This window comes from Tessaracoccus sp. OH4464_COT-324, from assembly GCF_003932855.1.
Classification (GTDB): domain Bacteria; phylum Actinomycetota; class Actinomycetes; order Propionibacteriales; family Propionibacteriaceae; genus Arachnia.
The window spans coordinates 119207-144046 of record NZ_RQYZ01000005.1 but is presented as its reverse complement, the minus strand read 5'-3'; the positions used below and the strand labels follow the sequence as shown (position 1 = coordinate 144046).

General features: G+C 65.0%; 20 protein-coding genes. 5 read left to right on the top strand and 15 right to left on the bottom strand.

Annotated elements, in window-relative coordinates:
- Positions 1-331: 331 nt before the first annotated feature.
- Both EII42_RS04970 and EII42_RS04965 read right to left on the bottom strand, forming a co-directional pair.
- Positions 332-637: a hypothetical protein gene (locus tag EII42_RS04970; protein ID WP_125171002.1), complete on the bottom strand. Its 306-nt coding sequence runs from the start codon at positions 635-637 to the stop codon at positions 332-334.
- 1505 nt (positions 638-2142) lie between these two features.
- Complete coding sequence (locus tag EII42_RS04965) at positions 2143-2889, bottom strand: DUF2599 domain-containing protein (protein ID WP_125171001.1); 747 nt, start codon at positions 2887-2889, stop codon at positions 2143-2145.
- Between the two features lie 23 nt (positions 2890-2912).
- Between EII42_RS04965 and EII42_RS04960 the strand changes: the two genes are divergently transcribed.
- The gene (locus tag EII42_RS04960) at positions 2913-3899 is read left to right on the top strand and encodes a hypothetical protein (RefSeq protein ID WP_125171000.1); all 987 of its coding nucleotides are present in this window, start codon (positions 2913-2915) and stop codon (positions 3897-3899) included.
- On the top strand, positions 3896-4756 hold the full coding sequence (locus tag EII42_RS04955; protein WP_125170999.1) for a hypothetical protein: 861 nt from the start codon (positions 3896-3898) through the stop codon (positions 4754-4756). Before EII42_RS04960 ends, EII42_RS04955 begins: the two co-directional genes overlap by 4 nt.
- On the opposite strand, the gene EII42_RS04950 is transcribed toward EII42_RS04955, so the two are convergent.
- Positions 4750-5871, bottom strand: a complete 1122-nt coding sequence (locus EII42_RS04950; RefSeq protein WP_125170998.1) for a glycerate kinase — start codon at positions 5869-5871, stop codon at positions 4750-4752. The two genes, EII42_RS04955 and EII42_RS04950, sit on opposite strands and share 7 nt — an antisense overlap.
- Positions 5872-5944: 73 nt before the next feature.
- Positions 5945-7393, bottom strand: coding sequence for a glutamate--tRNA ligase (gene gltX, locus EII42_RS04945; RefSeq protein ID WP_125170997.1), 1449 nt, complete (start codon positions 7391-7393; stop codon positions 5945-5947).
- 66 nt (positions 7394-7459) lie between these two features.
- On the opposite strand from gltX, the gene EII42_RS04940 reads away from it, so the two are divergent.
- The 3 genes from EII42_RS04940 to EII42_RS04930 are packed head-to-tail and all read left to right on the top strand — an operon-like array spanning position 7460 to position 11223.
- Positions 7460-7942: a DUF4112 domain-containing protein gene (locus EII42_RS04940; protein ID WP_125170996.1), complete on the top strand. Its 483-nt coding sequence runs from the start codon at positions 7460-7462 to the stop codon at positions 7940-7942.
- A 32-nt stretch (positions 7943-7974) separates the two neighbouring features.
- Entirely contained in the window at positions 7975-9648 is a 1674-nt protein-coding gene (locus EII42_RS04935) for a glutamine--tRNA ligase/YqeY domain fusion protein (RefSeq protein ID WP_370318096.1), read from the top strand.
- Positions 9649-9666: 18 nt separating this feature from the next.
- On the top strand, positions 9667-11223 hold the full coding sequence (locus tag EII42_RS04930) for a mechanosensitive ion channel family protein (protein ID WP_125170994.1): 1557 nt from the start codon (positions 9667-9669) through the stop codon (positions 11221-11223).
- A gap of 236 nt (positions 11224-11459) precedes the next feature.
- On the opposite strand, the gene EII42_RS04925 is transcribed toward EII42_RS04930, so the two are convergent.
- The 11 genes from EII42_RS04925 to EII42_RS04875 all read right to left on the bottom strand — a co-directional run bounded on the left by EII42_RS04925 (position 11460) and on the right by EII42_RS04875 (position 24821).
- Complete coding sequence (locus EII42_RS04925; protein WP_125170993.1) at positions 11460-15059, bottom strand: alpha-L-fucosidase; 3600 nt, start codon at positions 15057-15059, stop codon at positions 11460-11462.
- 193 nt (positions 15060-15252) lie between these two features.
- Positions 15253-16452, bottom strand: coding sequence for an elongation factor Tu (gene tuf / locus EII42_RS04920; protein ID WP_125170992.1), 1200 nt, complete (start codon positions 16450-16452; stop codon positions 15253-15255).
- A gap of 170 nt (positions 16453-16622) precedes the next feature.
- On the bottom strand, positions 16623-17090 hold the full coding sequence (locus EII42_RS04915; protein ID WP_125170991.1) for a GNAT family N-acetyltransferase: 468 nt from the start codon (positions 17088-17090) through the stop codon (positions 16623-16625).
- Positions 17091-17127: 37 nt separating this feature from the next.
- Positions 17128-17670, bottom strand: coding sequence for a GNAT family N-acetyltransferase (locus tag EII42_RS04910; protein ID WP_125170990.1), 543 nt, complete (start codon positions 17668-17670; stop codon positions 17128-17130).
- Positions 17671-17882: 212 nt separating this feature from the next.
- Positions 17883-19934: an elongation factor G gene (gene fusA / locus EII42_RS04905; protein ID WP_125171017.1), complete on the bottom strand. Its 2052-nt coding sequence runs from the start codon at positions 19932-19934 to the stop codon at positions 17883-17885.
- A gap of 112 nt (positions 19935-20046) precedes the next feature.
- Entirely contained in the window at positions 20047-20517 is a 471-nt protein-coding gene (gene rpsG, locus EII42_RS04900; protein ID WP_125170989.1) for a 30S ribosomal protein S7, read from the bottom strand.
- Positions 20517-20888 (bottom strand): 30S ribosomal protein S12, encoded by a 372-nt coding sequence (rpsL, locus tag EII42_RS04895; protein WP_028705058.1) that lies wholly within the window; start codon positions 20886-20888, stop codon positions 20517-20519. The genes rpsG and rpsL overlap by 1 nt, the downstream gene beginning before the upstream one ends.
- A gap of 304 nt (positions 20889-21192) precedes the next feature.
- The gene (locus tag EII42_RS04890) at positions 21193-21909 is read right to left on the bottom strand and encodes a hypothetical protein (protein WP_125170988.1); all 717 of its coding nucleotides are present in this window, start codon (positions 21907-21909) and stop codon (positions 21193-21195) included.
- Between the two features lie 121 nt (positions 21910-22030).
- Entirely contained in the window at positions 22031-22933 is a 903-nt protein-coding gene (locus EII42_RS04885; protein ID WP_158676408.1) for an LCP family protein, read from the bottom strand.
- Positions 22934-23028: 95 nt separating this feature from the next.
- Positions 23029-23916 (bottom strand): carbohydrate ABC transporter permease, encoded by an 888-nt coding sequence (locus EII42_RS04880; RefSeq protein WP_125170986.1) that lies wholly within the window; start codon positions 23914-23916, stop codon positions 23029-23031.
- Positions 23916-24821 carry a carbohydrate ABC transporter permease gene (locus tag EII42_RS04875; RefSeq protein ID WP_125170985.1) on the bottom strand — a complete coding sequence of 302 codons (906 nt, stop codon included), beginning with the start codon at positions 24819-24821 and terminating at the stop codon, positions 23916-23918. The genes EII42_RS04880 and EII42_RS04875 overlap by 1 nt, the downstream gene beginning before the upstream one ends.
- Between the last annotated feature and the right edge of the window lie 19 nt (positions 24822-24840).

Sequence of the window (24840 nt, the reverse complement as noted above, 5' to 3'; positions counted from 1 at the left end):
GCGTTCGCGATCACCTTCGCCGGACGGTTCGAGAGAACCACTCACTGATGAAAACCGCCGGACCCCACACACCGAATTTCGGACAGACCCCACTTCAGCGATGCGCGTCGTTGGTGGGCAAGATTCACAACTCGTCTCCCAGCGGAGCAGACAAGAGGGCCGTAACTCACGTGGTTTCCCAGGGAAGGATCGCTCTAGCACGGTGAGGCGCAAGCGCTGGGGAAGAGCTGTCCATCACGCTCTGCCGCCAGCCATGAGACCGCGACAAGAGACACATTTTTCACCGACCCTGGCGCCCGTCGGCTCGCCCCGGCTGCGGCACGGTCTCGCATCAGCTGAACTCTTTCACGAAACCGAGCACGTCTTCCTCGTTGGAGCCCATCACAGTGACCATTGAATTGTCCCGGTACAGCAGGGTGCATCCATAGCTCAAAATATCGAGCTCCAGGCCAACTCCACCTTGGCTGAAATCCCTGTAGTCGGCGCAATAGAGTCCGTCGCCCTTCTGAACAGGCTTCAGATTCAGCTTTTCCAAGTCGTTGAGCAGGATCTCCCGATCCTTTGAGGGGTCCGGCCGGATCCCCCTCGGCTTGTTCGAAAAAGCATTGATGACCTTGCCGCCTTTTTCGTACTCCATGAAATGAGTTCCATCCTTGTGCTCCTCCAGACGAGCCTGCCAGCTCCCGACCTTTTCAGGCAGCGGGGGCGCCGAGGAGCCTGCGTGGACACTCGGCCGCATCAGCACGACTACCGCCACGATGGCCGCTGCCCCGAGCGCCAGGGAGCCACCGATTATTCCGGCCCACAGCCCGACCCGAGACTTTCTCGGTGGCTGCGGGCTCCACTGCGGGGCCCCGGGGAACTGCTGGACAGGAGTCTGCTGCCCCCACTGGGCGGGGTGCGCACCGGGGTGCCCCCACTGTTGCCCCGGCGTTCCCTGCGGCTGGCCCGAGGCAGGCGTAAATGGCGGCTGGGGTTGCCCCCACTGTTGAGCTGGTTGTCCCCAGGGCTTCGGCGGATCACCGCTCGGCTGGTTCCAGGGCAGGTATGGGTTGGACATCATGGTCTCCTAAAACAGACGCGGCGAAACGCAGAGTAGCTCCCCGGCTCGCTCAGGGGCAGGCGCACACAAGCGACCCCGGCAGAGGGGCCAACCGATTCGGGGGCCTCACCGAAGAGCCTCGGCCGCGTCAAGCACAGCCTTCTTAGTATCGCCTATAATATTGATCGAGGAATGATCCCGGTAAAACAGTGAACAAAAGAACCTCTTTGGGTTCTCTTCGCTTCGTCCAGAGTCCTCATCGGGACCGGAACAGTAGACTCCCGGCGCCGGCGAGCTGAAGCCAGGTTCCTTGCGCTGCCTAGCAATCCATTCCTTGTATACGTCCTTGGCCTCCTCTTGATTCGAAGGCGCGCTGGAGCGCGTCAGCGACACACGGTCGTCTCCCCTGCGATATTCCTGGCCTAGGTAAACCCCGCCTTCTCGCTGCGGAACGATATCCCACTCACCAAAGGAACCGGTTAATTGCGGAGCTGTCTCACCGACATACATGTCAGGCCTCAGCAGCCAACCGAGCAAAATAACAGATAGGACGACAAAGGCGGCTCCCCCAGCGAGCACACCGACGAGCAGACCCGCAGACGTTCTCCTGGTTGGCTGCACCATCGTCGGCGCCGCAGCCTGGAAGCCCTGCCCCATCGACACGGCGGGCGGCTGTGCCCAAGGCGCGGGCCGAGTACCCTCCCCGGGCCACGTCATCCCCTGCAGGCCTGTCGGCGGAGCGGGCCATTGTCCTGCTTGCCAAGCACCCCCGCCGGACGGGTTTGCAGGCGCGGGCTGGGCGGGCGATGCCGACTGCGGACTCGCGAAACCCTGCTGTGGCCCGAGGGGTGAATTGGGTGGTATCGACCAGTTGGACATTCGGTTCCTTTCTCGTGCGGCCAACAGCAGTTTAATGCCTCGTCCGCGCACCCCCCCCTCAGCCAACAGACGACGCCTGCCGCGTGCTCGCGGACGACGGGCCGGGCGCGTCCGGTGCCGCGCTTCCGCAGGCATTCCGGCACGGCACATCTCGCCCTCAATCCGCCGGGAGCCTGGCCGCAGCCGAGGACGGGTTCCGGGGATAGCGAGATCCGACGGTCCTAAGACCAGTTGCAGCGGTGCCGGAGCGCATCGACAAGCCAATCCGCCTTCGCGGGCCGGAAAGCCTCCAGATTCCACGATTCCTTCTCCGCCGCGCCCAACACGTGGCAGTCGAACTGCTGCCGCAGCGACTCCGTTTCCGCCAGCCCGGGGGCCAGTTCCACCGCCTGACGCCACCCCTCTCGCCGCCACAGAGCGCCCGCGCCCTGCCGGGCCGCCTGCCGGCCGAAGCTGCTCGGGCGCACCAGATAGCGCGGCTCACCCCGCTCGGCGCTCACCCGCACCTCGTCAACCAGAGACGTGCCCGCCCACAACGTCAACCGCGCGCCGGGGGCCGGGTCAACCACCACCAGCGCCTTGTCCTCGACGATGACCTCCGCCCGTCGGCCCCGCACCTCGTGTAAAACGAACGCGACGGGCTGCCCATCGTCGTCAACCAGGCGCAGGACGCCGCCGTCGTCGACCAAGCGGGCGTCCGGGAAGGCGATCCGGGAGGTGCGCTCCCCCAGCGGGAGCTGCACCTCCAGCGCGTCCGGCAGGTGGTTCGTCGCCGCCGCCTTGGGAGCGAAGGACAGCACCGGGCGGGTGACGAGCTCCCCCAGCTCCGCAGCCTCGACGGCCCCGGTGCCGGCGGAGGCCCTTCCGCCCGGGAGCGGCTGCGCCTCGTCGAGGGTAGACTCTGCACCGTCCGTGGTGCAGCCGAGCAGCGCAAGCACCGCAAGCCAACCAAGGCAGAATCGCCGCACCAGAACCTCCGTATCCAGAAACCATGACCACGTTACCGCCGCTCGACCCCGAACCCGTACCGTTCGACACGCCATGCGCCGACCTGTCCGGCAACGTGCTGGTGCGTTACGAGGATGCCGCTCTCGTGCTGCTGCATTTCGGTGACGGCAACACAGTAAAGTGGTGGCTGTCCAAGTCGCCCGATCCGGGCAGCACGACGTGGGCGGCGGGAGCCGACCTGGCAGAGCTGGCGGTGACGGCGCACACCGCGCATGCGGAGGCGGCCTTCCGAATGCCGGACGGCAAGGTGGAAACCGACTTCAGCGTGACGCTGTTCGGTTCCCAGGCGGCGATTTTCTTGCTCGGCGTTTTCCTCGCAACCCTGTTCTTCACCATCGAGGCCTTCGACCCCTGGGGCCCCTTCGCCGGCTTCGCTTCGCTGATCGCAGGCGTTGCCCTGCCCCTCTACAACGGGCTGCGCCTGCCCGGCAACCGCCACAGCCTGGTCACCGAGCAGGGGAGCTACCCCTTCACCGCCCTGCTCGACGATCGCCCCCTGGGGCGGCGAGCCGAGCAGGCCGTCGACGCCGTCAAGGCCCGCTACGGCGAGCTGCTTGCCGACATCGTCTACCGCGTCGAATGCCCGGCCCTGTTCGACGCGGCCGCCGTACCCACCCGCGCCTTCACGGAGGCCCTCATCCAGTGGGACAACCGCAGCGAACTCAGCGGATCGGAGCTTTCGACGCTCGCCGCCCGAATCCGGGTGCTGTTCGACGCCGCCCGCAAACACGCTGAGACCGTCGGCCTGGCCCACCTGCCCGCCCCCGCGCGGGAACCCGCCGGGCGGGCGGCCAAGCTGCTGCGGGTGGCCACCAGCCGCTCCACCAGGTCCGGGGAACGCGCTGCTGCGCTGGACAAGGCGGCCGCAATCCTGGATTCCCTCATGCTTTACTACCTGCCAAGCGTCAAGGAGACGCGCTCGCTGGCCGGGGGAAGCCGACCAAAAGAACTACCCGGGAGGCTGTCATGAGTTTCGCCCATTGGCAGCCCCTGCCCCGCGACGCGCTGATGGGGAAGCTGGGCCCGCTCAGCTTCCTGTGCTGGGGAACCAGCCGCTCGGCGCTGTGCACCATCCGCGAGGATCCGATTATGTGGGGAAACGTTCCCGTGCTCTACTCCGTCCTGACCTTCTCCTGCAGCTTCCAGATGCAGCAAGTGCCCGAGAAAGCGACCCTCGACGACTTCTGCCGAGCCCTGCTGACCGATGAGGACTATCAGGTGGTTCGGGCACCCGGCTGGCGCGTCACCCCGTGGTGGCGGCAGAAGCTGGGCCAGCCCAACATCACGATCGCCTCCGCCGGAAAACTGCGCCTAAGCGAACGCAACGTCGTCGAATACGCGCAGTCCCGGCTGGCGGGCGCCAGCTTCGACGCCCGCACCCGCGACGAGCGGCGCCTCGCCAGCATCGAGCGAGTGGACCGGATTCGCACCAGCCACCAGGATCTGGCCGCGGACATCATCTACCGCATCGACTACCCCGCGCTGTTCGACGCCTCATGCCCCACAACAGCCCAGTTCGAGGCCGCACTGGTGGCCTTCGCCGAGCTACACGACGCCCCCATCAACCAGTTGGAAAGCGCGGCCGCCCAGGTGGAGATGGCGTTCTCGATTGCTCAGGCGCACGCGGAACGGGTGGGGCTGCGCCATCTCCCGGAGGAAAAGCGCGACACCGCGCGCCGGGCCGCGAAAGCCGCCAGGCTGGCCCGTTCCGGGGCGACACCCGGCGAACAGGCGGCGGCCAAGGCCCAACTGAACTCGCTGCTGCGTTCCCTGGCGCTTTACTATCTGCCGCCGGTGACGGAGACGCCGGAGCTGGAGGGCTACTGACCGAGCAACCTGCGGGCCAGCTTGCGGGCGGCAAGATCCAGCATCTCCGCCGAGCGCGCCACCGCCTCCCCCGTGGACATGTCGTCGGGCGTGATCGCCGTGGCGGAGGCGATCCCCATCTCCTTGGCCTCCGCCAGGATGTGTTCGTCAACCCGGCCGGCCAGCACGTGCACGGGCACCCCGTAGTGCCGCGCCCGACGAGCGATCCCCTCCACTGCCTTTCCGGTAAGGCTCAGCACGTCAAAACTGCCCTCCCCCGTCACGACGGCGTCCGCCGCGGCGAGCAGCTCGTCGAAGCGCACGAAATCGAGCACCACCTCGATACCGCGTTCGAGCCGACCGCCGAAGAACGCGACGACGCCAGCCCCCACGCCGCCCGCGGCGCCGGCGCCCTCCAGGCTCGCCACCTGATAACCCAGATCCCGATCGATCAGCTCCGCCAGGTGGGTCAGCCCCTCGTCAAGCAGTTCGACGGTGGCGGGATCGGCGCCCTTCTGCGGGCCAAAGACGTGCGCAGCGCCCGTCGGCCCGATGAGAGGATTGGTCACATCACACATCGCGACGATCTCGCAGTCGGCCACGACGTCGTAAAAGCCGTCCGGGTCGATCGCGGCTATTTTCTTCAACGTTTTCCCCACCGGCAGGAACGGCTTTCCTGCGGCATCCAGGAACCTCATCCCGCATGCGGCCGCAGCCCCACACCCGCCGTCGTTGGTTGCCGAGCCGCCCAGGCCGATGATGATCTCCTCAGCCTCCTCGCGGGCCGCCGCCAGGATCTGCTGCCCCACCCCGTAGGTGGTGGCCAACTCAACGTCCGTCCGGCCCTCGGTGAGGGCAAGCCCGGCGGCTTGTGCCAGCTCGACGACGGCGGTCCCGTCGTGCAGGATCGCGCGGTAGGCCGTTACCTCGTCGCGATACGGGCCGAGTACTGTGTCCTCCCGCAGAAAACCGCCGGCGGCGAGCAACATGCAGTCGACGGTGCCCTCACCCCCGCTCGCGATCGGCACCGGGCGCGCACTCAACCCGACGTGGCGCAGCGCGCTGGAGATGATGGTGGCCGCATGCGTGGCCAGCAGCGACCCCTTGAACGTGTCCGGTATAACGACGACGCGCATTTGTTCACCACCTTTGGTAGATGGCAGTTACGCTAGCGTGCCGACGCGGGCTTCGGGCCGGAAGCGCCTCAACTCACAGGGTCTGGCGCAACTTCGTCAGCCGGGCGATCGTTTGATCGCGGCCCAGGATTTCCATCGATTCGAACAATGGGGGCGAAACCTTGCGCCCCGAGACCGCTACCCGGAGCGGTGCGAAGGCGAATTTGGGCTTGATGCCCAGGCCCTCCACGATCCGCTCCCGCAGTTCCGCCTGGATCGCCTCGGCCGTGAAGTCGACGTCGCCGAGCACCTCGATCGCGGCGTCGAGCACCTCACCCGCGTTGTCGGCGAGCGCCGCCCGGGCGTCGTCGGCCACTGCCACCTCGTCAACGAACAGGAAGTCCAGTTGGGGAAGCGCATCCTTCAGCAGCACGAGCCGCTCCTGGATGATCGGCACTGCCCGGCGCAGGATGTCCACGTCCAGCCCGTCATGCCACTGGCCGTTTTCCCGCGCGTGGTCAACGATCCGCTCGGCCAGCTCGTCGGCGCTCAGCGAGCGGATGTAGTGCCCGTTCAGCCAGTCCAGCTTCTTCAGATCGAAGATCGGGCCCACAGTGTTCACCTTCGACCAGGAGAAGCCGGCCACGAACTCCTCGAAGGTGCTCACCTCCTCGCCGTCGCCCGCGTAACCCAGCAGCTGCAGGAAGTTACGCACCGCCTCCGGGAGGTAGCCCTGCTCTTTGAACCACATCAGCCGGGCGGCCGGGTTCTTGCGCTTGGAAATCTTCGACTTATCGGTGTTGCGCAGCAGCGGCATGTGCGCGAAGGCCGGTACCTCCCAGCCCAGCCACCGGTACAGCAGGATGTGCTTCGGTGTGGAGGAGATCCACTCCTCGCCCCGCACCACGGTATTGATGCCCATCAGGTGGTCGTCCACCACCACGGCCAGGTGATAGGTGGGGAAGCCGTCGGTTTTCAGGATCACCTGGTCGTCGGGTCTGGGCGCCTTGACCTCGCCGCGGATGATGTCCGGGAAGACCAGCTCGACATCGTCGGGGATCAGCATGCGCACCACCGGCGTGGGCGTGAAGCCGGGCAGCTGGGCGCGCTCCTGCTCGGTCTTGCCGTAACAGAGCCGGTCGTAGCCGGTGTTCGACTGCTTGCTGGCGGCCTGCTCGTCGCGCATCGCCTTGAGGCGCTCGGCGGAACACCAGCAGTAGTAGGCATGCCCCTGCGCGATGAGCCGCTCGACGTGGGGCCGGTAGGTGGCCAGCCGCTCCGACTGCCGGTAGGGGCCGTGCTCGCCCCCAACGTGCGGGCCCTCGTCGGGATTGAGCCCGAGCCAAGCCAGGGAGTCGTAGATCTGCTGCTCGCTGCCCTCGACGAGGCGGGCCTGGTCGGTGTCCTCGATCCGCAGCACGAACTCGCCGCCCGTCTTGCGGGCCCACGCCAGATCGAACAGCGCCATGAAGGCGGTGCCGACGTGCGGATCGCCGGTGGGCGAAGGGGCTACTCGAGTGCGGGCGGGGGTGAGCTCGGTCATGGTCAACTAGCCTAGCGCTCTCGACGCCTGCGACCTATCGGCCAAGCCTCAGGCATCATTGATCCGATGAGAGAGAACAAGACCGCTCCCGAACCCACCAATCCCTTGCTATTCAGCAGGGGCCTCACCAACGTCCTGGAAAACGCCGTCACCATCCCCGGCACAGACATCAGGGTTGGCCTGGATCCGGTATTGAGCCTGGTGCCGTGGGTGGGCAGCTCCGCCGGTTTGCTGCTGGGTTCGGCGATGATGGCCGACGCGGTGCGGCTTCGCATGCCCCTGCCCGTCCTGGCCCGCATGGCCGCGAACCACCTGATCGACTGGGCCATCGGGGCCGTCCCCGTACTGGGCTTCTTCGGTGACATCGCCTGGCGGGCCAACTCCCGGAACTACCGCCTGCTGGAGCGCACCATCGCCGACCGAGAGCAGGTGCGCAAGGCCAGTGTCCGGTACTGGCTGGCCGCCGCGGCCATCATCGGCGGGGTGCTGCTTGGCACGCTGCTCCTGACCGTCTGGGTGCTCACCAAGCTGCTGGGCGCGCTCGCTTAGCGCTCCCTGCCGCAGCAGATATGCTCTACCCCATGGAGCTGCCCTCGAACTATCTGTATGAAGCCGTCAAGCTCGACAACGCCGCCGGACGCTACGGCCAGCGCGTGCAGACCCGGTTTCCCCCGGAGCCGAACGGTTTCCTGCACATCGGCCACGCCAAGGCCATCGTCACCGATTTCAGCGTGGCCGAGGACTTCGGCGGCATCTGCATGTTGCGCCTCGACGACACCAACCCGGAGGCGGAGGACGACGACTTCGTCCAAGCGATCATCGAGGACATCCGGTGGCTGGGCTACGAGCCCGCGGGGGTGCGGTTCGCGTCGGATTATTTCGGGCAGCTGTACGAATGGGCGGAGCAGCTGATCCGCAAGGGGCTGGCCTACGTCGACGATTCCAGCGCCGAGGCAATCTCTGCGGCCCGCGGTTCTTTCACCGAACCCGGGACGGACAGCCCTTACCGGCAGCGCAGCGTCGAGGAAAACCTGGATCTCTTCCGACGGATGCGCGCGGGCGAGTTCCCGGACGGCAGCCGAGTGCTGCGCGCCAAGATCGATATGGGCCACGAGAACATGCAGCTTCGCGACCCGCTGATGTACCGGATCCGCAAGGTGGAGCACCACCAAACCGGCTGGGAGTGGCCCATCTACCCCACCTACGACTGGGCGCACGGCCAGTCCGACGCGATCGAGGGCGTGACACATTCGCTGTGCTCGCTGGAGTTCGAGTCGCACCGCCCCCTATACGACTGGTTCACCGCGGCGCTAGAACTCGACGAGGCCCCACGCCAGATCGAGTTCGCTCGCCTGGAGCTCACCCACACGGTGACGTCGAAGCGCAGGCTGTTGCGGCTCGTGACGGACGGGGTCGTGGACGGGTGGGACGATGCGCGGATGCCCACCATCCGCGGCCTCAGGCGGCGCGGCTATCCCGCGGCCGCCATCCGGGCGTTTTGCAAGGCGGTCGGCATCACCCGGGTCAACTCCCGGAAGGCCATTGAGGAGCTGGAAAGTTTTGTGCGCCGCGAGCTGAACGCCACCGCGCAGCGCCGCATGGCGGTGTTGCGCCCGCTGAAGCTGACCCTCACCAACTGGCCGGTGGACGACGCAGGCCAGCCCGTCGTCGAGTATTTCGAGCTGACCAACAACCCGGAGAACGCGGCCGACGGGACACGCTCCGTGCCATTCACCGGACAGCTGTACATCGAGACAGAGGATTTCATGGAGGTACCGCCGCCCAAGTACTTCCGACTGTCTCCGGGCAAGGAGGTGCGGCTGCGCGGCGCCTACTTCGTGACCGCCACCGACGTGGTGAAGGACGAGGCCGGCAACGTCGTCGAGGTGCTCGCCACCTACGACCCCGAGTCCAAGGGCGGCAATTCCCCCGATGGCCGCAAGGTCAAGTCGACCATGCACTGGGTGTCCCGCCCGCACGCGGTGGACTTCGAGGCCGCGCTTTATGAGCGGCTATTCACCGCCGAGGCGCCGGGGGCTGCCACCGGCGAGGCGCTCGACGACCTGAACCCGTCGTCGCGCGAGATCGTCACCGGTTGCAAGGCAGAGCCCGCGCTGGGCGACACCCCGCCCGGCGAGGTGGTGCAGTTCGAGCGCATCGGGTACTTCTCCCACGACCCCGACAAGCCCATGCACTTCCACCGCACCGTGGGCCTGCGCGACGAGTGGGCGGCCGCGCAGAAACGGCCCAGTTGATCCGCTTGGGGGTGAGTCGTGCCTGTTGAGGAAACCCCGGCCGATGTGGCGCTGGACGTCCTGAGCATCGTCGGCTCTGCGGCCTTCGGTCTCGCTGTCGGCGTGCTGCTGGCAGTGCTGCTCGGCGTGTTGATGCGCCTGCTCATGCGCCGCCACGAGCATCTGAAACCGTTCAGCCGACGCCTCAAACTCCCCGTTCGTGTGGTGCTCACCACGCTGGGCGCGGGGCTGGGTGTCATCGTCGCCACCGGTGGTGAGGTGGCCGCCAGCGTCCAGGCCTGGCGCCCACATTTCCTGCACGGATACTTCATCGCGCTCATCTTTTCCGGGGCTCTGGTGACCACGGGGATCGTCAACGCGTTCCAGGACACTGTGGTTGCCAAACGCGAGGACGTCGAGGAGACGCCGCACGCCCGGCGCATTCGGACCCAGGCCCAGGTCATTGGACGCGTGGGCATCGCCGTGGTGTGGATCATCGCGATCGCCGGGGCGCTGCTCACCTTCGAGCAGTTCCGGGCGGTGGGTGCCTCGCTGCTCGCCTCCGCAGGCCTGTTGTCGATCGTCGCTGGCCTGGCTGCGCAGTCGTCTCTGGCGAACATCTTCGCCGGAGTACAAGTGGCCTTCACGGATGCGTTGCGCGTAGGCGACCTGGTGATCGTCGACGGCTACCGGGGAACGGTCGAGGAGATCACGCTGACCTACGTGGTGGTGGCCAGCTGGGATGGCCGGCGCTGGATCGTTCCTTCGACGTTCTTCATCTCCAACACTTTCGAGAACCTGACCCGGCTCGACTCCGAGCTTCTGGGGACCATCGAGTTCGACCTGGATTGGCTGGTGCCGATGGAGGCCATGCGCATCCAGTTGCAGCGCATTGTGCGGCGCTCGGACCTGTGGGACGGCAGGCACGTCAGCCTGCAGATGACCGACGCGCAGGGCGGGCAGGTGAAGATCCGTGCCGTGGTTTCGGCATCCGCCGCCGGCGATCTGTGGGATCTGCAGTGCTTCGTGCGGGAGGAGCTGGTCAACTGGATCCAGCTTAACGCCGTCTACGCGTTGCCACGCACCCGGCTGGAGCCAGAGCCGACGCCCGCTCCTCCGACGCAGGAACGTGAGGCCTTCATCTCCGAGGTGAAGCAAGCCTGGGCGGACGAGCGTGCCGCAGACCCGACCGAGGAGATCGAGGTGGAGCTCGACGAGGAGACCTCGACTGCCGACGCCGAGGCTGCGGGCCACCGGAGCTGGTTCCAGGCGATCAGAGGTTTGCGCGGCTCCAAGGAGAAGGATGGGGGTTTGAGTTCGGGTGCGGCGGAGGTGACGGAGCTCATCGCTTCCGTGCTGCGTGACGCTACGGAGGCCCCTACCGAAGACGAATTGCGCGAGGGGCGACGGGCCGACGACGGCGATCCTACCCGGGTAGATCACACCGATGGGCGCGGCGACTCCCTGAGTTCGACGGCACGCATGTTTTCGGGCTCTCCCGAGGCAAACGCCTTGAATCGCCGCTACTCAGGGCGGGGCGTCGAGAGCGAGGAGAAGCAGCCAGCGCCCGACGGGGCAGATCGAGCCGAGCGGTGACCTCGTCTGAGCCGCGTCCTGCAGACGCTGGCGCGAGCCACCCCGGGCTCGATGGGCCGGGCCCGCAGCGGCTGTCCCCGCCGCGCTAGAACTGGTTGAGGACACGGGGTCAGGTCGGTGGCTCCAGGTGCCCTGAAACCCAGCGCGACTTTCGCAGCAAGGCCGGACCTTGGAGAAGCCCCGGATGAGCCGATGTGCCCCCTGGCCCGGCCAGCTCTGGCCTGCCAGGGGGCACATCACATCACGGGCTCTGTCTGCCCGTCGCCGGAATCAGCTCCCCGTCTTGGGCAGTCCGGGGCGGGGGTGCACGACGCCAGGAGCGCTCGACTTCGGACCAGGCGGGAAACCCGTCGGCTGCTGCCCCGGCTTCGGCGATTCACCCGGCTTCGGTGACTCACCCGGCTTCGGCGATTCACCCGGCTTCGGCGATTCACCCGGCTTCGGCGATTCACCGGCTTCGGCGACTCACCCGGCTTCGGCGACTCACCCGGCTTCGGCGACTCACCCGGCTTCGGCGACTCACCCGGCTCGGGCTGCGGAGTGCTGCCGTCGAGCCGGATGTCGAAACCGCGCTCGCTGAGCGGCGCAAACCACTCGGCTGCTGGCCTGCCGCCGACCGTGGGCGCCTGATCGCCACCGACGATGTCCACCACTCCGGGCTTGTCGTTAGTGCCATACGCCCAGATCGGGGCGGTGGAGGCAGCACACACCGTACCCGAGGCCAGATGGATCCGTGCCCCCGAAGCCAACTCCAGGTTGCGCAGCTGCTCAAGCGAGTTGAGCGGGGCATCCTGCGTTCCCGGCCCTGCCTTCGGGGCCCCACAGTCGATCCAAATCTCCTCAGGCTTGTCCGGCGCCTGAGCCAGCATCTGGTGTGCGGTGAAGTTCGCCAGCGCGAAACGATCCGCACGCGCCTCGTCCACGGTCAGGCGGAGGTGCTGGGTGGTCACAGGGTTGCGCAGCACCAGGATTCTCTTCACCCCGATGGTGCCGGCCCTGCCAACCTCCTGCCAGGTGTCAGCCACTTTGGCTTCCACCCGCCAGGACTTCACCTGCTGACCGAAGCGAAGCGTATCCTCGCTCACGCTGATCCGCTCCACTTGCTGCTCCGATCCCAGATCGATAACCACGGACTCACCCACACGAAGCTCCACCCCAGTGCGCGTATTTCCGTCGGTCAGCGTGGTCTCGACACGATTAGCCTTGCGATCGGTGCTGGGGCGCATCACCAAAGCTTCCCTACCCAGCGCAAGATCCACGCCGTAGGCCCGCCTGCGCAACTCCTCAAAGCCCTGGATCGCGGACACCGAACTGGGGGCAAAAGAACCCGTGGTGGTCGGCGGCACGTTGAGCAACAGGAGAGAGTTCCTGCCCACCGTGCGGTCCCAGTGATGGTTCAACAGCCGCGCCGGAGTCTTCGGCACATCGTTCGGGTGAGCAAACCATCCGTCGGTGAGCTTCATGTCCGCCTCGCCCGGCCACCAGTGCAACGAGTCCACACCGCCCGACGTGACCAGCTTGACCAGCCGGTCGTCGGAGAAGGAGAGTTCCTCTTGGAAGTGCTTGCCCGGCAAACGTCCGCCGACCAGGTCGATCTTGCCCGTCGGGGAGTGCTGACGGATCGGCACCGGCCCCCACTCGTCGATGCGAGCCAGGCCGGCTTCGTTGCCGATCCAGCGCACGTCCCGGCCACCAACCGCAACCAGGGCGCCCGGCTGCAGCTGGTGCACGAGGTCGTAATAGGCCTCGTAATCGAAGGCTTCGGTCCCTGAGGCGTTGCCACCCGCCCCGTCAAACCAAACCTCATCAATGTCGCCATACTCGGTCAAGACCTCGTACATGGTGTTCAGGAAGAACTGCCCGTAATCGGTTGCCTCGTAGGTGAACTGCGGCAGTTCCTTCCCCACACGGTCATCGCCGGGGACCAGAGTCGGGATGGTGCGCGTCCGTTTCGCGGAGCCGTTACCGAAGATGCCTTTGCGCTCGGCGTTGGAGTCCGCAGGCGAGATGTAGACGCCCACCTTCAGGCCGTACTTGCGCGCAGCATCGGTGAACTCGCGCAGAATGTCGCCCTTGCCTTCCTTCCACGGGGTCGACTTGACCGAATAGTCGGAGTAGCGCGTGGGCCACAGCATGAACCCGTCATGATGCTTCAACGTGAGGATACCCATCTTGAAGCCGCTATCACGCAGCTGTCGCACCCAGGCTTCGACGTCTACCTCCCCAGTAGGTCGGAAGCGCTGGGGATCCTCGTTGCCGTGTCCCCACTCTTGATCGTAGAACGTGTTGATGCCGAAGTGCAGGAAGCCGGTAAGTTCCAACTCCTGCCAGGACACCTGCTCCTCGGTGGGGCGCACCGCACTGGCGCGGGCGACGATAGTCTCCGGGCAGTGACCTCGTTCGACGGCCACATAGTTGGCGGGTTCAACCTCCGGTGCGGTTGTACACTCCTCGCTGGGCTTCAGCTGCTGCAGTTCGAAAGCGCTCGGTTTGAACTCCCCATCGAGTAGGCCGAAGCGTGCCGTATCCAGCTTCCCCTTGAATACGCGATCCCCAGCCCCGGAGTTGGCCTCGTTGCCAAGACGAACGACGCCGCGCGTATTGCCTGCCTGCCTACTCAGGTGTTGCCCGGTGAGCGTGTCCAGAGCCACGCCGTCCAACCAAACCACGACCTTCGCATTCGTTCCGCTCGGCTCGTAGGCCACCGAGAGCACGTGGGGCTTGCCGGGTTCGGGGGCGCCGGTTCCCGCCTTGTAGTTATGCCAGCGACTGTCCCTGCCCGAGTAGCCGTACACCAACTGATCTCCCTCGTAGCGCACGAAGAAGTTGCCGCCGACGGAGAGTAGCGTGCCCAGGTTGGTCTGGTTGGGCTCCGGGGTGAAGTTGACCTCCGCGACGAAACCAGCGTCGAGGTCCTCCCCTGCGAGGGAGTTGGGGTCGCCGAGGAAACTGATCCCCTCCCCGGCAGCACCCAGCGCGATCATCCCATCCGCCAACCGGCCGGCTCCGGTCACCGCTCCGGCTGCGGTCTCCGTCGCTGCGGGTGTGTACGTGCCGTCCGTGAGCTTGCCCGAGAAATCCAGGTAGAGTTGCGTGGTCGCCCCGCTGCTCGGCTGAAGCTCAAGCGGCTTTCGCGCGTCCGCCTCGATCCGATTGAACCGGACACGGTGGATCGTCCCCGCCATGCCCCGCGACTGCCCGGCCGGGTGAACCTCGTTGCCGAAACCCACCTGATTGGCGACATCAGCCGACGACGTATAGCCGACGTCCGCCTTGACCTCGGGCAGTGCCTCCCCGTCCAGGAATACCTCCAGCTTGGCCTGCTCAGGCGTGCGCCGGTAGATGAGGGACAGCGCATGCGGCTTACCGGTGGCTGGCAGCTCTGCAGAGGCCACGTGGTTGTTCCAGCCGGAGCTCGTCTGGGAACTCCAGCCGTAGTGCAGTTGCTCATCCTGTACTCGAACAAACATGTTGCCCGCGACGGAGAGCACCGTGTCCATCTGGCTGAACCGCTCTGGGGTGAACTGCGTCTCCAGCGCGAAGCTGGTTTCGCCCGGGCCCAGACCCACTCCGGTCGGCGAGAACCGCAGTCCTTGGTTGCCGCCAGCGAGTTTCACCCCGTCGGCAACTTGCTGCTCCCCGCCAGCGACGGCGTGCAACCGACCGCGCATGGCTTCTTCTCCCTGCGTGGTGTACTGGCTGGTGCCAACGAGCGAGCCGCTGAACCACACGTCGAGATCGTCAGTCGGGCTGGCCTGCGCCAGTGGGAGCGACGTACTCGCCACTGTTACCGCTAACAACGCGGCTGCCCGCCTTGCCCATTTCTTGAATAGCATGTTTACCTCATCTTCGTCGATGGAGTTAGTCGCGAATCGGTTTCACAACGCCCTCAGACCACGCGACACTGCGGACGTTACCGAACTCCTGACGAGTTTGTTCATAGCGACCGGCAAACCGCTCAGCAAGAATGAGCGAAAAAACTGGTGGCCCGCGCCGAAGCGCGGGCCACCACTTACCGAACCAGTCAGATCACTTGAGGATCTTGGTGACGGAGCCAGCACCGACGGTGCGACCGCCCTCACGGATGGCGAACTTGAGGTTCTCCTCCATGGCGATGGGCTTGTTCAAGTGAACGGTCATCTGGGTGTTGTCGCCAGGCATGACCATGTCGGTGCCCTCGGGGAGCTGCACCACGCCAGTCACGTCCGTGGTACGGAAGTAGAACTGCGGGGAGTAGTTCGAGAAGAACGGCTTGTGGCGGCCGCCCTCTTCCTTGTTGAGCACGTAGACGGAGGCTTCGAAGTCGGTGTGCGGAGTGGTAGAGCCGGGCTTGATCACGACCATGCCACGCTCAACGTCTTCCTTCTTGGTGCCGCGCAGCAGCAGACCGACGTTCTCGCCGGCGCGACCCTCATCGAGGATCTTGCGGAACATCTCAACACCAGTGACGGTGGTGGACTGCTTCTCGTCGCGGATGCCGACGATGTCAACGGTGTCGCCGGTCTTGACGATGCCGCGCTCGATGCGACCGGTAATGACGGTGCCACGACCGGTGATGGTGAAGACATCCTCAACGGGCATGAGGAACGGCTTGTCAGTGTCGCGCTCCGGGGTCGGGATGTACTCGTCAACCGCGTTCATCAGCTCGATGACGCTCTCGCCCCACTTGGCGTCGCCGTTCAGAGCCGGGAAGGCGGCAACACGAACGATCGGCAGGTTGTCGCCGTCGAAGCCCTGGTTGGAGAGGATCTCACGAAGCTCCATCTCGACGAGGTCGATGAGTTCGGCATCCTCGTCGGGGATCATGTCGCACTTGTTGAGGGCGACGACAATCGCGGGAACACCAACCTGGCGGGCCAGGAGGATGTGCTCGTGGGTCTGAGCCATCGCGCCGTCGGTGGCGGCGACGACCAGAATCGCGCCGTCCATCTGAGCTGCACCAGTGATCATGTTCTTCACGTAGTCAGCGTGACCGGGGCAGTCAACGTGCGCGTAGTGGCGGGCTTCGGTCTGGTACTCGATGTGAGCGATCGAGATGGTGATACCGCGCTGACGCTCCTCAGGAGCCTTGTCGATCTGGTCGAACGGGGAAGCCTCGTTCAGATCCGGGTACTTGTCGTGGAGCACCTTGGAGATCGCCGCGGTCAGAGTGGTCTTGCCGTGGTCGACGTGTCCAATGGTGCCGATGTTTACGTGCGGCTTCGTCCGCTCAAACTTGGCCTTTGCCACTTGGGCTCCTTCTGAGTGTCGCCGGGTTTCGCCCCGCGCTGGATTGAGGGTCACCCTGATCTGGACACAGGGGACTCGCTTATTCTTATGCAGCCCACGTAGATAGTCAAACCGCCGCAAGCCGTCACACACACTCTAGCGTGTTTCCATCGGTTGTCGGAACCCGGTCCTCAGCTGGCAGATTCCGCCGACGTCTGCCCAGGTCGATACATCTTCCGGTGCCAGATACCCGCCTCCTCATAGCTCTCCCCCACCGGCTCAAAGCCGTGAGCCGCGTAGAGGCCGACGACGTACTCCTGCGCATGAATCAGCATCGCCTGATCTCCCCACCGTTGAAGCACCTTATCGACAAGACGGCTGGACAGCCCCTGACCTCGGCTGGAGCTTCGCACGGCGACCCGCCCAAACGAGAACGTGGCCCCCTGCTCCGGCTCGACCAGCGGATAGGCCCGCAGGTAGGCGACCAGGCCGTCGGGACCCGCCAGCCAGAGGTGAAAGGTCCCTTCGGCGCGGTCGACCTCGTCGAAGTCCTGCTCGGTCACCCGCTGTTCCAGGTAAAACACCTCTGCGCGCAACCGGGCGATCTCGTAGAACTCGTCTTTGGTCAGCTCCGCCCAGGTGGCGATCCGGTATTCCATTCCCGCAGCCTACCCAGGCACCGGCCAGGAGCCAGCGCTACAACTCCTTCGCGAAACGACGGGCCACGTATACCCTCTTGAACTTCGCCCGCATCTCGCTTTCGAGTTCCAGCGGGGCGTGGAAGTGGGCATTCACGAGCGCCCAGGCGCCCTCGGGCGTGGAAAAACCGTCTGCCGGGTCGTCCCACTCCTTGTGCACATGAAGATAGTGGTCGGACTCCGCGAAGCCCCGGGCGCGGTACCAAGCGAGCGCGCGCTCGTCGTCACGGGTCCAGGCATCCAGCGTGGTCACCTCACTGGGCAGCTCGGCGATGGCCCTGGCCAGCAGCTGGGATGCGATCCCTCTGCCGAGGCGGTCCGGATGGGTCGCAACGGTATCGATCGTGGCCAGGCATCCCGCGATCTCCACATCCAGGATGCCGACGATCTGGTCGCCCTCGCAGGCGACCCAGCGCAGCTGCGGGGACTCGGGGCGGGTGGTCCAGACGTAGTCGTAATAGCTGCTGTGCAGGAAGGAAAGTGCGCGACAGCGCAGCCAGGACTCGGCGTCGTCGGGAAGATAGTGGCGGTAAATGGGCATGACAATTCCTCTGGGTGGTTGGGTGCCTTGTTCAGGCGGGACGGAATCATCAGGCCATGCGCATGCGAACAGGCTACCACCCGACCAAGCACCCTGGTCCGAGGGCTGGGCCGGACAAGATGCTTTCGCGCTCATCTGCATGTCACGTAACCCCACCAAGCGGACAAGGGCACCCCGGTGTCCCGGGATGCCCTTGCGTTGCTCTGATTCGGTCAGGCCTCGACGCCGCGCGCCTTGGCAATGATCTCGTCGGAGATGTTCTTCGGAGTCTCAGCGTAGGAATCGAACTCCATCGAGTAGGACGCCTGGCCCGAGGTCTTCGAGCGCAGGTCACCCACGTAGCCGAACATCTCGGAAAGGGGCACGAGCGCACGCACGACGCGGTTGCCGTGCTGTTCGTCCATCGCCTGCACCTGCCCGCGACGGGAGTTCAGGTCACCGATGACGGTACCCAGGTAGTCCTCCGGGGTAGTCACCTCGACGGCCATCATCGGTTCGAGGATAGCGGGATCGGCCTTGCGCGCCGCCTCCTTGAAGGCCTGCGCACCAGCCAGCTTGAACGCCAGTTCCGAGGAGTCGACGTCGTGGTAGGCGCCGTCGGTCAGCGTCACCTTGATGTCTTCCACCGGGTAGCCAGCCAGCACACCGAACTGCATGGCCTCACGGATGCCCTGGTCAACGGCCGGGATATATTCCTTGGGGATGCGGCCACCGGTGACGGCGTTGACGAACTCGTAGCCCTTGCCTGCTTCCTGCGGCTCCAGATCGATGATCACGCGACCGAACTGGCCGGAGCCACCGGTCTGCTTCTTGTGCGTGTACTCGACCTTTTCGACCTTGCGGCGCAGCGTCTCACGGTACGCCACCTGCGGCTTGCCGATGTTCGCTTCGACCTTGAACTCTCGCTTCATGCGATCGATCAACACGTCGAGGTGCAGCTCGCCCATGCCGGCGATAATGGTCTGGCCGGTCTCTTCGTCGGTGTGGACGCGGAACGTCGGATCCTCCTCCGCCAGACGCTGGATCGCGTTGGAGAGCTTCTCCTGATCGGACTTGGTCTTGGGCTCGATGGCCTGCTCAATGACCGGCGCGGGGAAGGTCATGGATTCGAGCATGATCGGGTTCGACGGATCACAGAGAGTGTCACCGGTGGTGGTGTTCTTCAAACCCATCACCGCGCAGATCATGCCCGCGCCGATCTGGTCGATCTCCTCACGCTTGTTGGCGTGCATCTGGTAGATCTTGCCGATGCGTTCCTTCTTGCCCGACGAGGAGTTCTGCACGTTCTCGCCGGAGTGCAGCACGCCGGAGTAAACACGAACGTAGGTGAGCTTGCCCAGGTGCGGATCAGCAGCAACCTTAAACGCCAACACCGAAAGCGGCTCGCTGTCGGACGGGTGACGCTCCAGATGAACGGACTCGTCGCCGGGCTTGAAGCCGTCGATGGCCGGCACGTCCAGCGGGGACGGCAGGTACTTCACAACGGCGTCGAGCAGCGGCTGCACGCCCTTGTTCTTGAAAGAGGTGCCACACACCACGGCGGTGAAGTGGTTACCCACGACGCCCTTGCGGATCGCGGTCTCGATCTCCTCGACCGTGGGTTCCTCACCCTCAAGGAACTTCTCCATGATGGCGTCGTCCACGTCCGCGACGCGCTCGATCAGTTCCATGTGGCGCTGCTCCGCGAGCTCCTTCAGCTCTGCCGGGATCTCCTCGACCTCGTAGTCTTCGCCCATCTTGGTCTCGCCGCGCCAGGTGAGCGCGCGCATCTGAACCAGATCGACGACGCCGAGGAAGTCGGCTTCCGCACCGATCGGGATCTGAAGCAGGACCGGATCGGTCATGAGGCGCTCACGAATGGTTTTCACGACGTGATCGAAGGAAGCACCGGTGCGGTCAAGCTTGTTGACGTAGCAGATGCGCGGCACGTTGTACTTGGTGGCCTGACGCCACACCGTCATCGACTGCGGTTCCACGCCCGCAACGCCGTCGAATACGGCGACTGCGCCGTCGAGGACGCGCAGCGACCGCTCCACCTCGACGGTGAAGTCGACGTGGCCCGGGGTGTCGATGATGTTGATCAGGTGGTCTTTCCAGAAACAGGTGGTGGCGGCGGAGGTGATGGTGATGCCCCGCTCCTGCTCCTGCTCCATCCAGTCCATGGTGGCCGAGCCCTCGTGCGTCTCACCGATCTTGTAGTTCTTTCCGGTGTAGAAGAGGATGCGCTCGGTAGTGGTGGTCTTACCTGCGTCGATGTGAGCCATGATGCCGATGTTGCGCACCTTGGACAGATCAGTCACTGTTGGTCCTTTACGTCAAAGCTTTGGTGTGTGAACGGTGAAGCGCCCCCGCGCTCAAAGCACGGGGGCAACGCGATCACCAGCGGTAGTGCGCGAAGGCGCGGTTCGCCTCGGCCATCTTGTGGGTGTCCTCGCGACGCTTCACCGAAGCACCGAGGCCGTTGGAGGCGTCGAGGATCTCGTTCATCAGACGCTCGGTCATGGTCTTCTCGCGGCGCGCGCGGGAGAAGCTCACGAGCCAGCGCAGCGCGAGGGTGGTCTGCCTGGCCGGCTTAACCTCGACCGGCACCTGGTAGGTGGCACCACCCACGCGGCGGGACTTGACCTCAACCGACGGCTTGACGTTGTCGAGAGCGCGCTTCAGAGTGGCAATCGGATCGTTGCCGGTCTTGGCGCGGGTGCCCTCAAGGGCTTCATAAACGATTGACTGCGCGATGGACTTCTTGCCGTCGAGCAGGATCTTGCTCACCAGCTGGGAGACCAGCGGGGAGCCGTACACGGGGTCAGCGACGATTGGACGCTTCGGAGCGGGTCCCTTGCGAGGCATTACTTCTCCTTCTTCGCGCCGTAGCGGCTACGAGCCTGCTTGCGGTTCTTCACACCCTGGGTGTCGAGCGCGCCGCGGATGATCTTGTAACGAACACCGGGGAGGTCCTTCACACGACCGCCGCGAACGAGCACCATCGAGTGCTCCTGGAGGTTGTGCCCCACGCCGGGGATGTAGGCGGTGACCTCAACGCCGGAGCTCAGGCGCACACGCGCGACCTTACGCAGGGCGGAGTTCGGCTTCTTCGGGGTGGTGGTGTACACGCGGGTACACACTCCACGACGCTGCGGCGAGTTCTTCAGCGCGGGAGCGTCGCTCGTCTTTACTTTATCCTTCCGGCCCTTGCGGACCAGCTGCTGAATAGTTGGCACCTGTCGGCATCTCTTTCGTTGACTGTACGGAATGTTTCATCCCTGGCATGCGGCGCCCCTTCCCCCAGAGATAGGTCACCGTTTCTTTCCCTCGGGGCCGTCACGCCGCCGTGCGAACTCCGCACGAGGCCGCTCTCCGCAACGTTTGAGAGCAGACGGTCATGCCAGGGCACGCACAAGAGTGCCCGAGCAACCGAGCACGTTGGCTAAGCCTAATCGACAGGGCCCCGAGAATCAAAGCGGGACACCTGGAGCGGGAAAGCATGACGGGCGGGGCCAACAGCCCCGCCCGTCATGAAGGACATCAGACACCAGTGCTTGGCAGCTTGGCTCGCTTGCCCGCCTTGTCAGTGGTCTTCATTCCAGCCTTATCCGAGTGCCCCCAGTAGAACTTCATCTTCAGCTTGACACCGGACGACGCGCCCGTCGCGATCAGCTCGTAGTCACCCTTCGGGACATCGCTGCGAATCACCATGGTGAAGTCGAACGCGCCAGTCGGCGAAGCAACACCCGCATCGAGAGTCTGGTAGACCTTGCCATCGGCGACGCGCACGAGGCTCATCTGCACCTTCTCCCCGGCCTGGAAACCGAGGCCTCGCAGCCGGACACTGTCGCCCGACTTCCAGGTGCTGCGATCGGGCAGGAGAAGCTGCGGCTCAATCTCAACTTCTGCGCTCAGGACGCGGCTCTTGCCGTGGTAGCTCGCGCAGGTCGCCTTGAGCGTCTTCTTGCCGACGTGCTCGAACGAAGGCGTCACTGCAACGTCCACAGCGCGATCAGCAGGCGCAAGCTTCTTCTCCCCGATCCTCTTGTCGTCAATACTGAAAACGACCTTGGAGAAAGCAACGCCGTCGGCGGGCACCCCGCAGTCAACCTTTGCGGTGAACGACGTGGCCTGCGGCAGCGCGCCGCCGGGCACCGAAAGCGAGCCATTCTCGCCCTCGGCCGCGGCGGGCAGGATGCTGCCGCCGAGCAACGTGACGCTGGCTACCAGGGCCACCGCAGTACGGAAAATCTTCATACTCTTCCTTCCGATTCGAGTGGGCCCCAGCAACAGCAGCCGGGGCCACAGGCTAGGCTACCGCCCTCCAGGTCCACTTCATGGCACCTCGACACGAGAGCGCTCAGCCGAGATGATCGATTCAGCGCTCTCGCGAGCAGCCGCTTGCCCTAAACGGCGCTAGCTGCTCAGCGGCGCCTTCACCCAGTTGGGCGAACAGTTCGTCGTCCGGTGCGGCCTGGACATCGAGCGCGGTCACCACCGGGTCGGCGCCCGCGAGGCGCGCCAGCTCCCACAGCGAAGTCCCTTCGTCCAGCGCCATCGTCGGCGCCGTGGCTCGAAACGCCCGCCATCTCGTCGGCCAGTCAGCGGCGCCGATCCTCGATGCTATCCCGCGGATCACCTGCCCCGCCCGCTGCTGTCGGCCGAGCGCGCCTTCCTTTTCCGGCCGCCAACTGCCGTCCACGAGGACCTCGCCCTGTCTGCTGCGGACCAGGCCCAGAGCCACCCTGCCGTTCACCTCCTGCCGCCCAGCTTCGATCGCCAGGTGCGCAGGCTCGTCGCGCAGGGCGGTCTCCAGCTCAACCTCTACCCCGCCCAGAGCATCAACCAACCCGACCAGCGAAGCGAAATCCGTGCGAACCACGTGATCCACACCCACTCCCAGCCCGTCGCACAGCAGATCCACCGTCGCCTGCGGTCCGTCCAACCAGGAAGAGCCCAGTCGACCCGCCGTCGCGCCCTGGGTGAGCAGGAGTCTTCGATCCAGCGAAAGTATCTGAAACTCATCGCCCGCCCGCCGCGCGAGCAATACGATGTCGGCGCGCGCCCCCGGCGCGCCGCCGCCGACGTCCTCCGCGATCTCCGCAGAGGCGGCCCGCCTGTCATCCACGCCCACGACCAGCCACACATCGTCCGCAGAACCCGGCACCCGCACGGACAGCCGCTGAAACTGGGCCTCCGCCCACGCGGAGCCGCCCAGCACACAGCAGCCAGCCGTCGCGACCAGCGCTAGCCCAACCAACAAGCGCGTTTTCCAAGACACGCCCAAACCCTACCTGGGCACACCACCCGGCACAGCAAACACCCTCGGGCGGAGAACAGTTACAAACTGCCTGCTGCCCGAGGGCGTTGCGATGTTTACTTGACCGAGCCGCTCATCAGGCCGCGCACGAAGTAACGACCCAGGAAGATGTAGACGAGCAGCGTCGGCAGCGACGCAACCAGAACGCCCGCCATCATCCGCGAATAGTCTGGGTTCTGCGCGGAGGCCAGCTCCTGCAGCGCGAAAGTCACCGGGCCGGTGTTGCGGTCCGTGAGGAACAACGCAAACAGGAAGTCGTTCCACGCAGAAGTAAACTGCCAAATCAGAGTGACCACGAACGCCGGTATGGAGATGGGCAGCACGATTGACCAATAAGTGCGCAACATTCCCGCACCGTCCACGCGGGCAGCCTCGATGATGTCGCCCGGCACCGCTGTCGCGTAATAGTTGCGGAAAATGAGCGTGCAGATCGGGATGCCGTAGATCACGTGCACTAGAATCAAAGTCGGGATACCGGTCATGAACGGCGCATTCGCGTTCATCTGGATCATCACCTGCTGCAGCGGGATCATCACCGCCTGGTAGGGAATGAACATCCCGAAAAGAAACATCGTGAAGATGACGTTAGCTCCCGGGAACTTCCACTTGGCGAACACAAACCCGTTCATGGAGCCCAGGAAGGACGAGATGATCGCCGCGGCGAGTGCCAGTATCACCGAACGCCCCAAGGCCGGCGCCAGAGCCTCCCACGCTGCGGCCCAACCCGCGTAGCTCAGCCGCTCCGGCAGGTTCCAGGCGTCAGCCACCCGGAAATCACCGGGCGCCTTGAAGCTGGTAACCAGCACCACGTAGATGGGCATCAACACCGCGAGCGCGAACAGGACGAGCAGGGCCATCCTGAACGTGCGCCAGGTGAGTTCCCCGGTTGACGCCTTCTTGCGGCGCTTTTCGGGGGCCAGCCGCGTGCTTGCTTCCGCCGACATCAGCGGCCTCCCTTCTCCGTGCGGTTGGTGTAGACGAGATACGGGATCACCACAACCGCCACGATGAGCAGCAACACAGTCGCATTCACCGCAGCCGTTGGGGGATTCTGCCCGGTGAACAACTGCACCCACATCAAGGTTGCCGGCACGTCCGCGACGTAGTTGTTCTGCCCGGCGATCGCGTAAATGAGGTCGAAAGTCTTCATCGACATGTGTCCGATGATGATCAGGGCTGATAGCGCAATCGGTGAAAGCTGCGGGAAGAGCACGTGCCGATAAATTTTGAACTCCGTCGCGCCATCCACGCGAGCTGCCTCCCGCTGGTCCTCCGAAATACCCCGGAAGCCGGCAAGAAACAGCGCCATCACGTAGCCCGACAGCTGCCAAACAGCAGGCATCGCCATGGCCGCCATGTTGAACGGCCCCGGGTCAGACCACCACTTGGACTGCAACTCGGGCAGGCCGATCAGCAGGAACAGTCGGTTGAGCCCGATGGCCTCATGATCGCCGACGCCGGGCGAAAGAAGCCACTTCCACACCAAACCCGAGGCAATGAACGACACGGCCATCGGAAACAGGTAGATGGAGCGGAAAACGCCCTCCGCCGTGACCCCCTTCTCCAGCAGGAGAGCCCAAAGCAGACCGAACAGCATCGTGCCGCCCACGAAAACGATCGTCAGCACCAGCAGATTCCACAGGGAACGCTGATAGCGATCGTCGGAGAGCAGCATCACATAGTTCTCGAACCCGCCGGGGCTCAGCACCTGCTCATTACCCGCAAAAGTTTTCCGGGTAAGAGGTTTGAGCGAGGTGGCGAACGTCTGCGCGATCAAACCGTAGACAAACACCAGCACCAGCAGGATCGACGGCACCACGAGCAGGAGACCTTGCCACTTCTTCCACATAGAGTCGCACTCCTTCCAT

Excerpts from the sequence above, each read along its gene's own strand:
- EII42_RS04970 (WP_125171002.1), bottom strand. The coding sequence starts at position 637 with ATGGAGTACGAAAAAGGCGGCAAGGTCATCAATGCTTTTTCGAACAAG.
- EII42_RS04960 (WP_125171000.1), top strand. The coding sequence starts at position 2,913 with ATGACCACGTTACCGCCGCTCGACCCCGAACCCGTACCGTTCGACACG.
- EII42_RS04955 (WP_125170999.1), top strand. The coding sequence starts at position 3,896 with ATGAGTTTCGCCCATTGGCAGCCCCTGCCCCGCGACGCGCTGATGGGG.
- EII42_RS04950 (WP_125170998.1), bottom strand. The coding sequence starts at position 5,871 with ATGCGCGTCGTCGTTATACCGGACACGTTCAAGGGGTCGCTGCTGGCC.
- gltX (WP_125170997.1), bottom strand. The coding sequence starts at position 7,393 with ATGACCGAGCTCACCCCCGCCCGCACTCGAGTAGCCCCTTCGCCCACC.
- EII42_RS04940 (WP_125170996.1), top strand. The coding sequence starts at position 7,460 with ATGAGAGAGAACAAGACCGCTCCCGAACCCACCAATCCCTTGCTATTC.
- EII42_RS04935 (WP_370318096.1), top strand. The coding sequence starts at position 7,975 with ATGGAGCTGCCCTCGAACTATCTGTATGAAGCCGTCAAGCTCGACAAC.
- EII42_RS04925 (WP_125170993.1), bottom strand. The coding sequence starts at position 15,059 with ATGCTATTCAAGAAATGGGCAAGGCGGGCAGCCGCGTTGTTAGCGGTA.
- EII42_RS04915 (WP_125170991.1), bottom strand. The coding sequence starts at position 17,090 with ATGGAATACCGGATCGCCACCTGGGCGGAGCTGACCAAAGACGAGTTC.
- EII42_RS04910 (WP_125170990.1), bottom strand. The coding sequence starts at position 17,670 with ATGCCCATTTACCGCCACTATCTTCCCGACGACGCCGAGTCCTGGCTG.
- fusA (WP_125171017.1), bottom strand. The coding sequence starts at position 19,934 with ATGGCTCACATCGACGCAGGTAAGACCACCACTACCGAGCGCATCCTC.
- rpsG (WP_125170989.1), bottom strand. The coding sequence starts at position 20,517 with ATGCCTCGCAAGGGACCCGCTCCGAAGCGTCCAATCGTCGCTGACCCC.
- EII42_RS04890 (WP_125170988.1), bottom strand. The coding sequence starts at position 21,909 with ATGAAGATTTTCCGTACTGCGGTGGCCCTGGTAGCCAGCGTCACGTTG.
- EII42_RS04880 (WP_125170986.1), bottom strand. The coding sequence starts at position 23,916 with ATGTCGGCGGAAGCAAGCACGCGGCTGGCCCCCGAAAAGCGCCGCAAG.
- EII42_RS04875 (WP_125170985.1), bottom strand. The coding sequence starts at position 24,821 with ATGTGGAAGAAGTGGCAAGGTCTCCTGCTCGTGGTGCCGTCGATCCTG.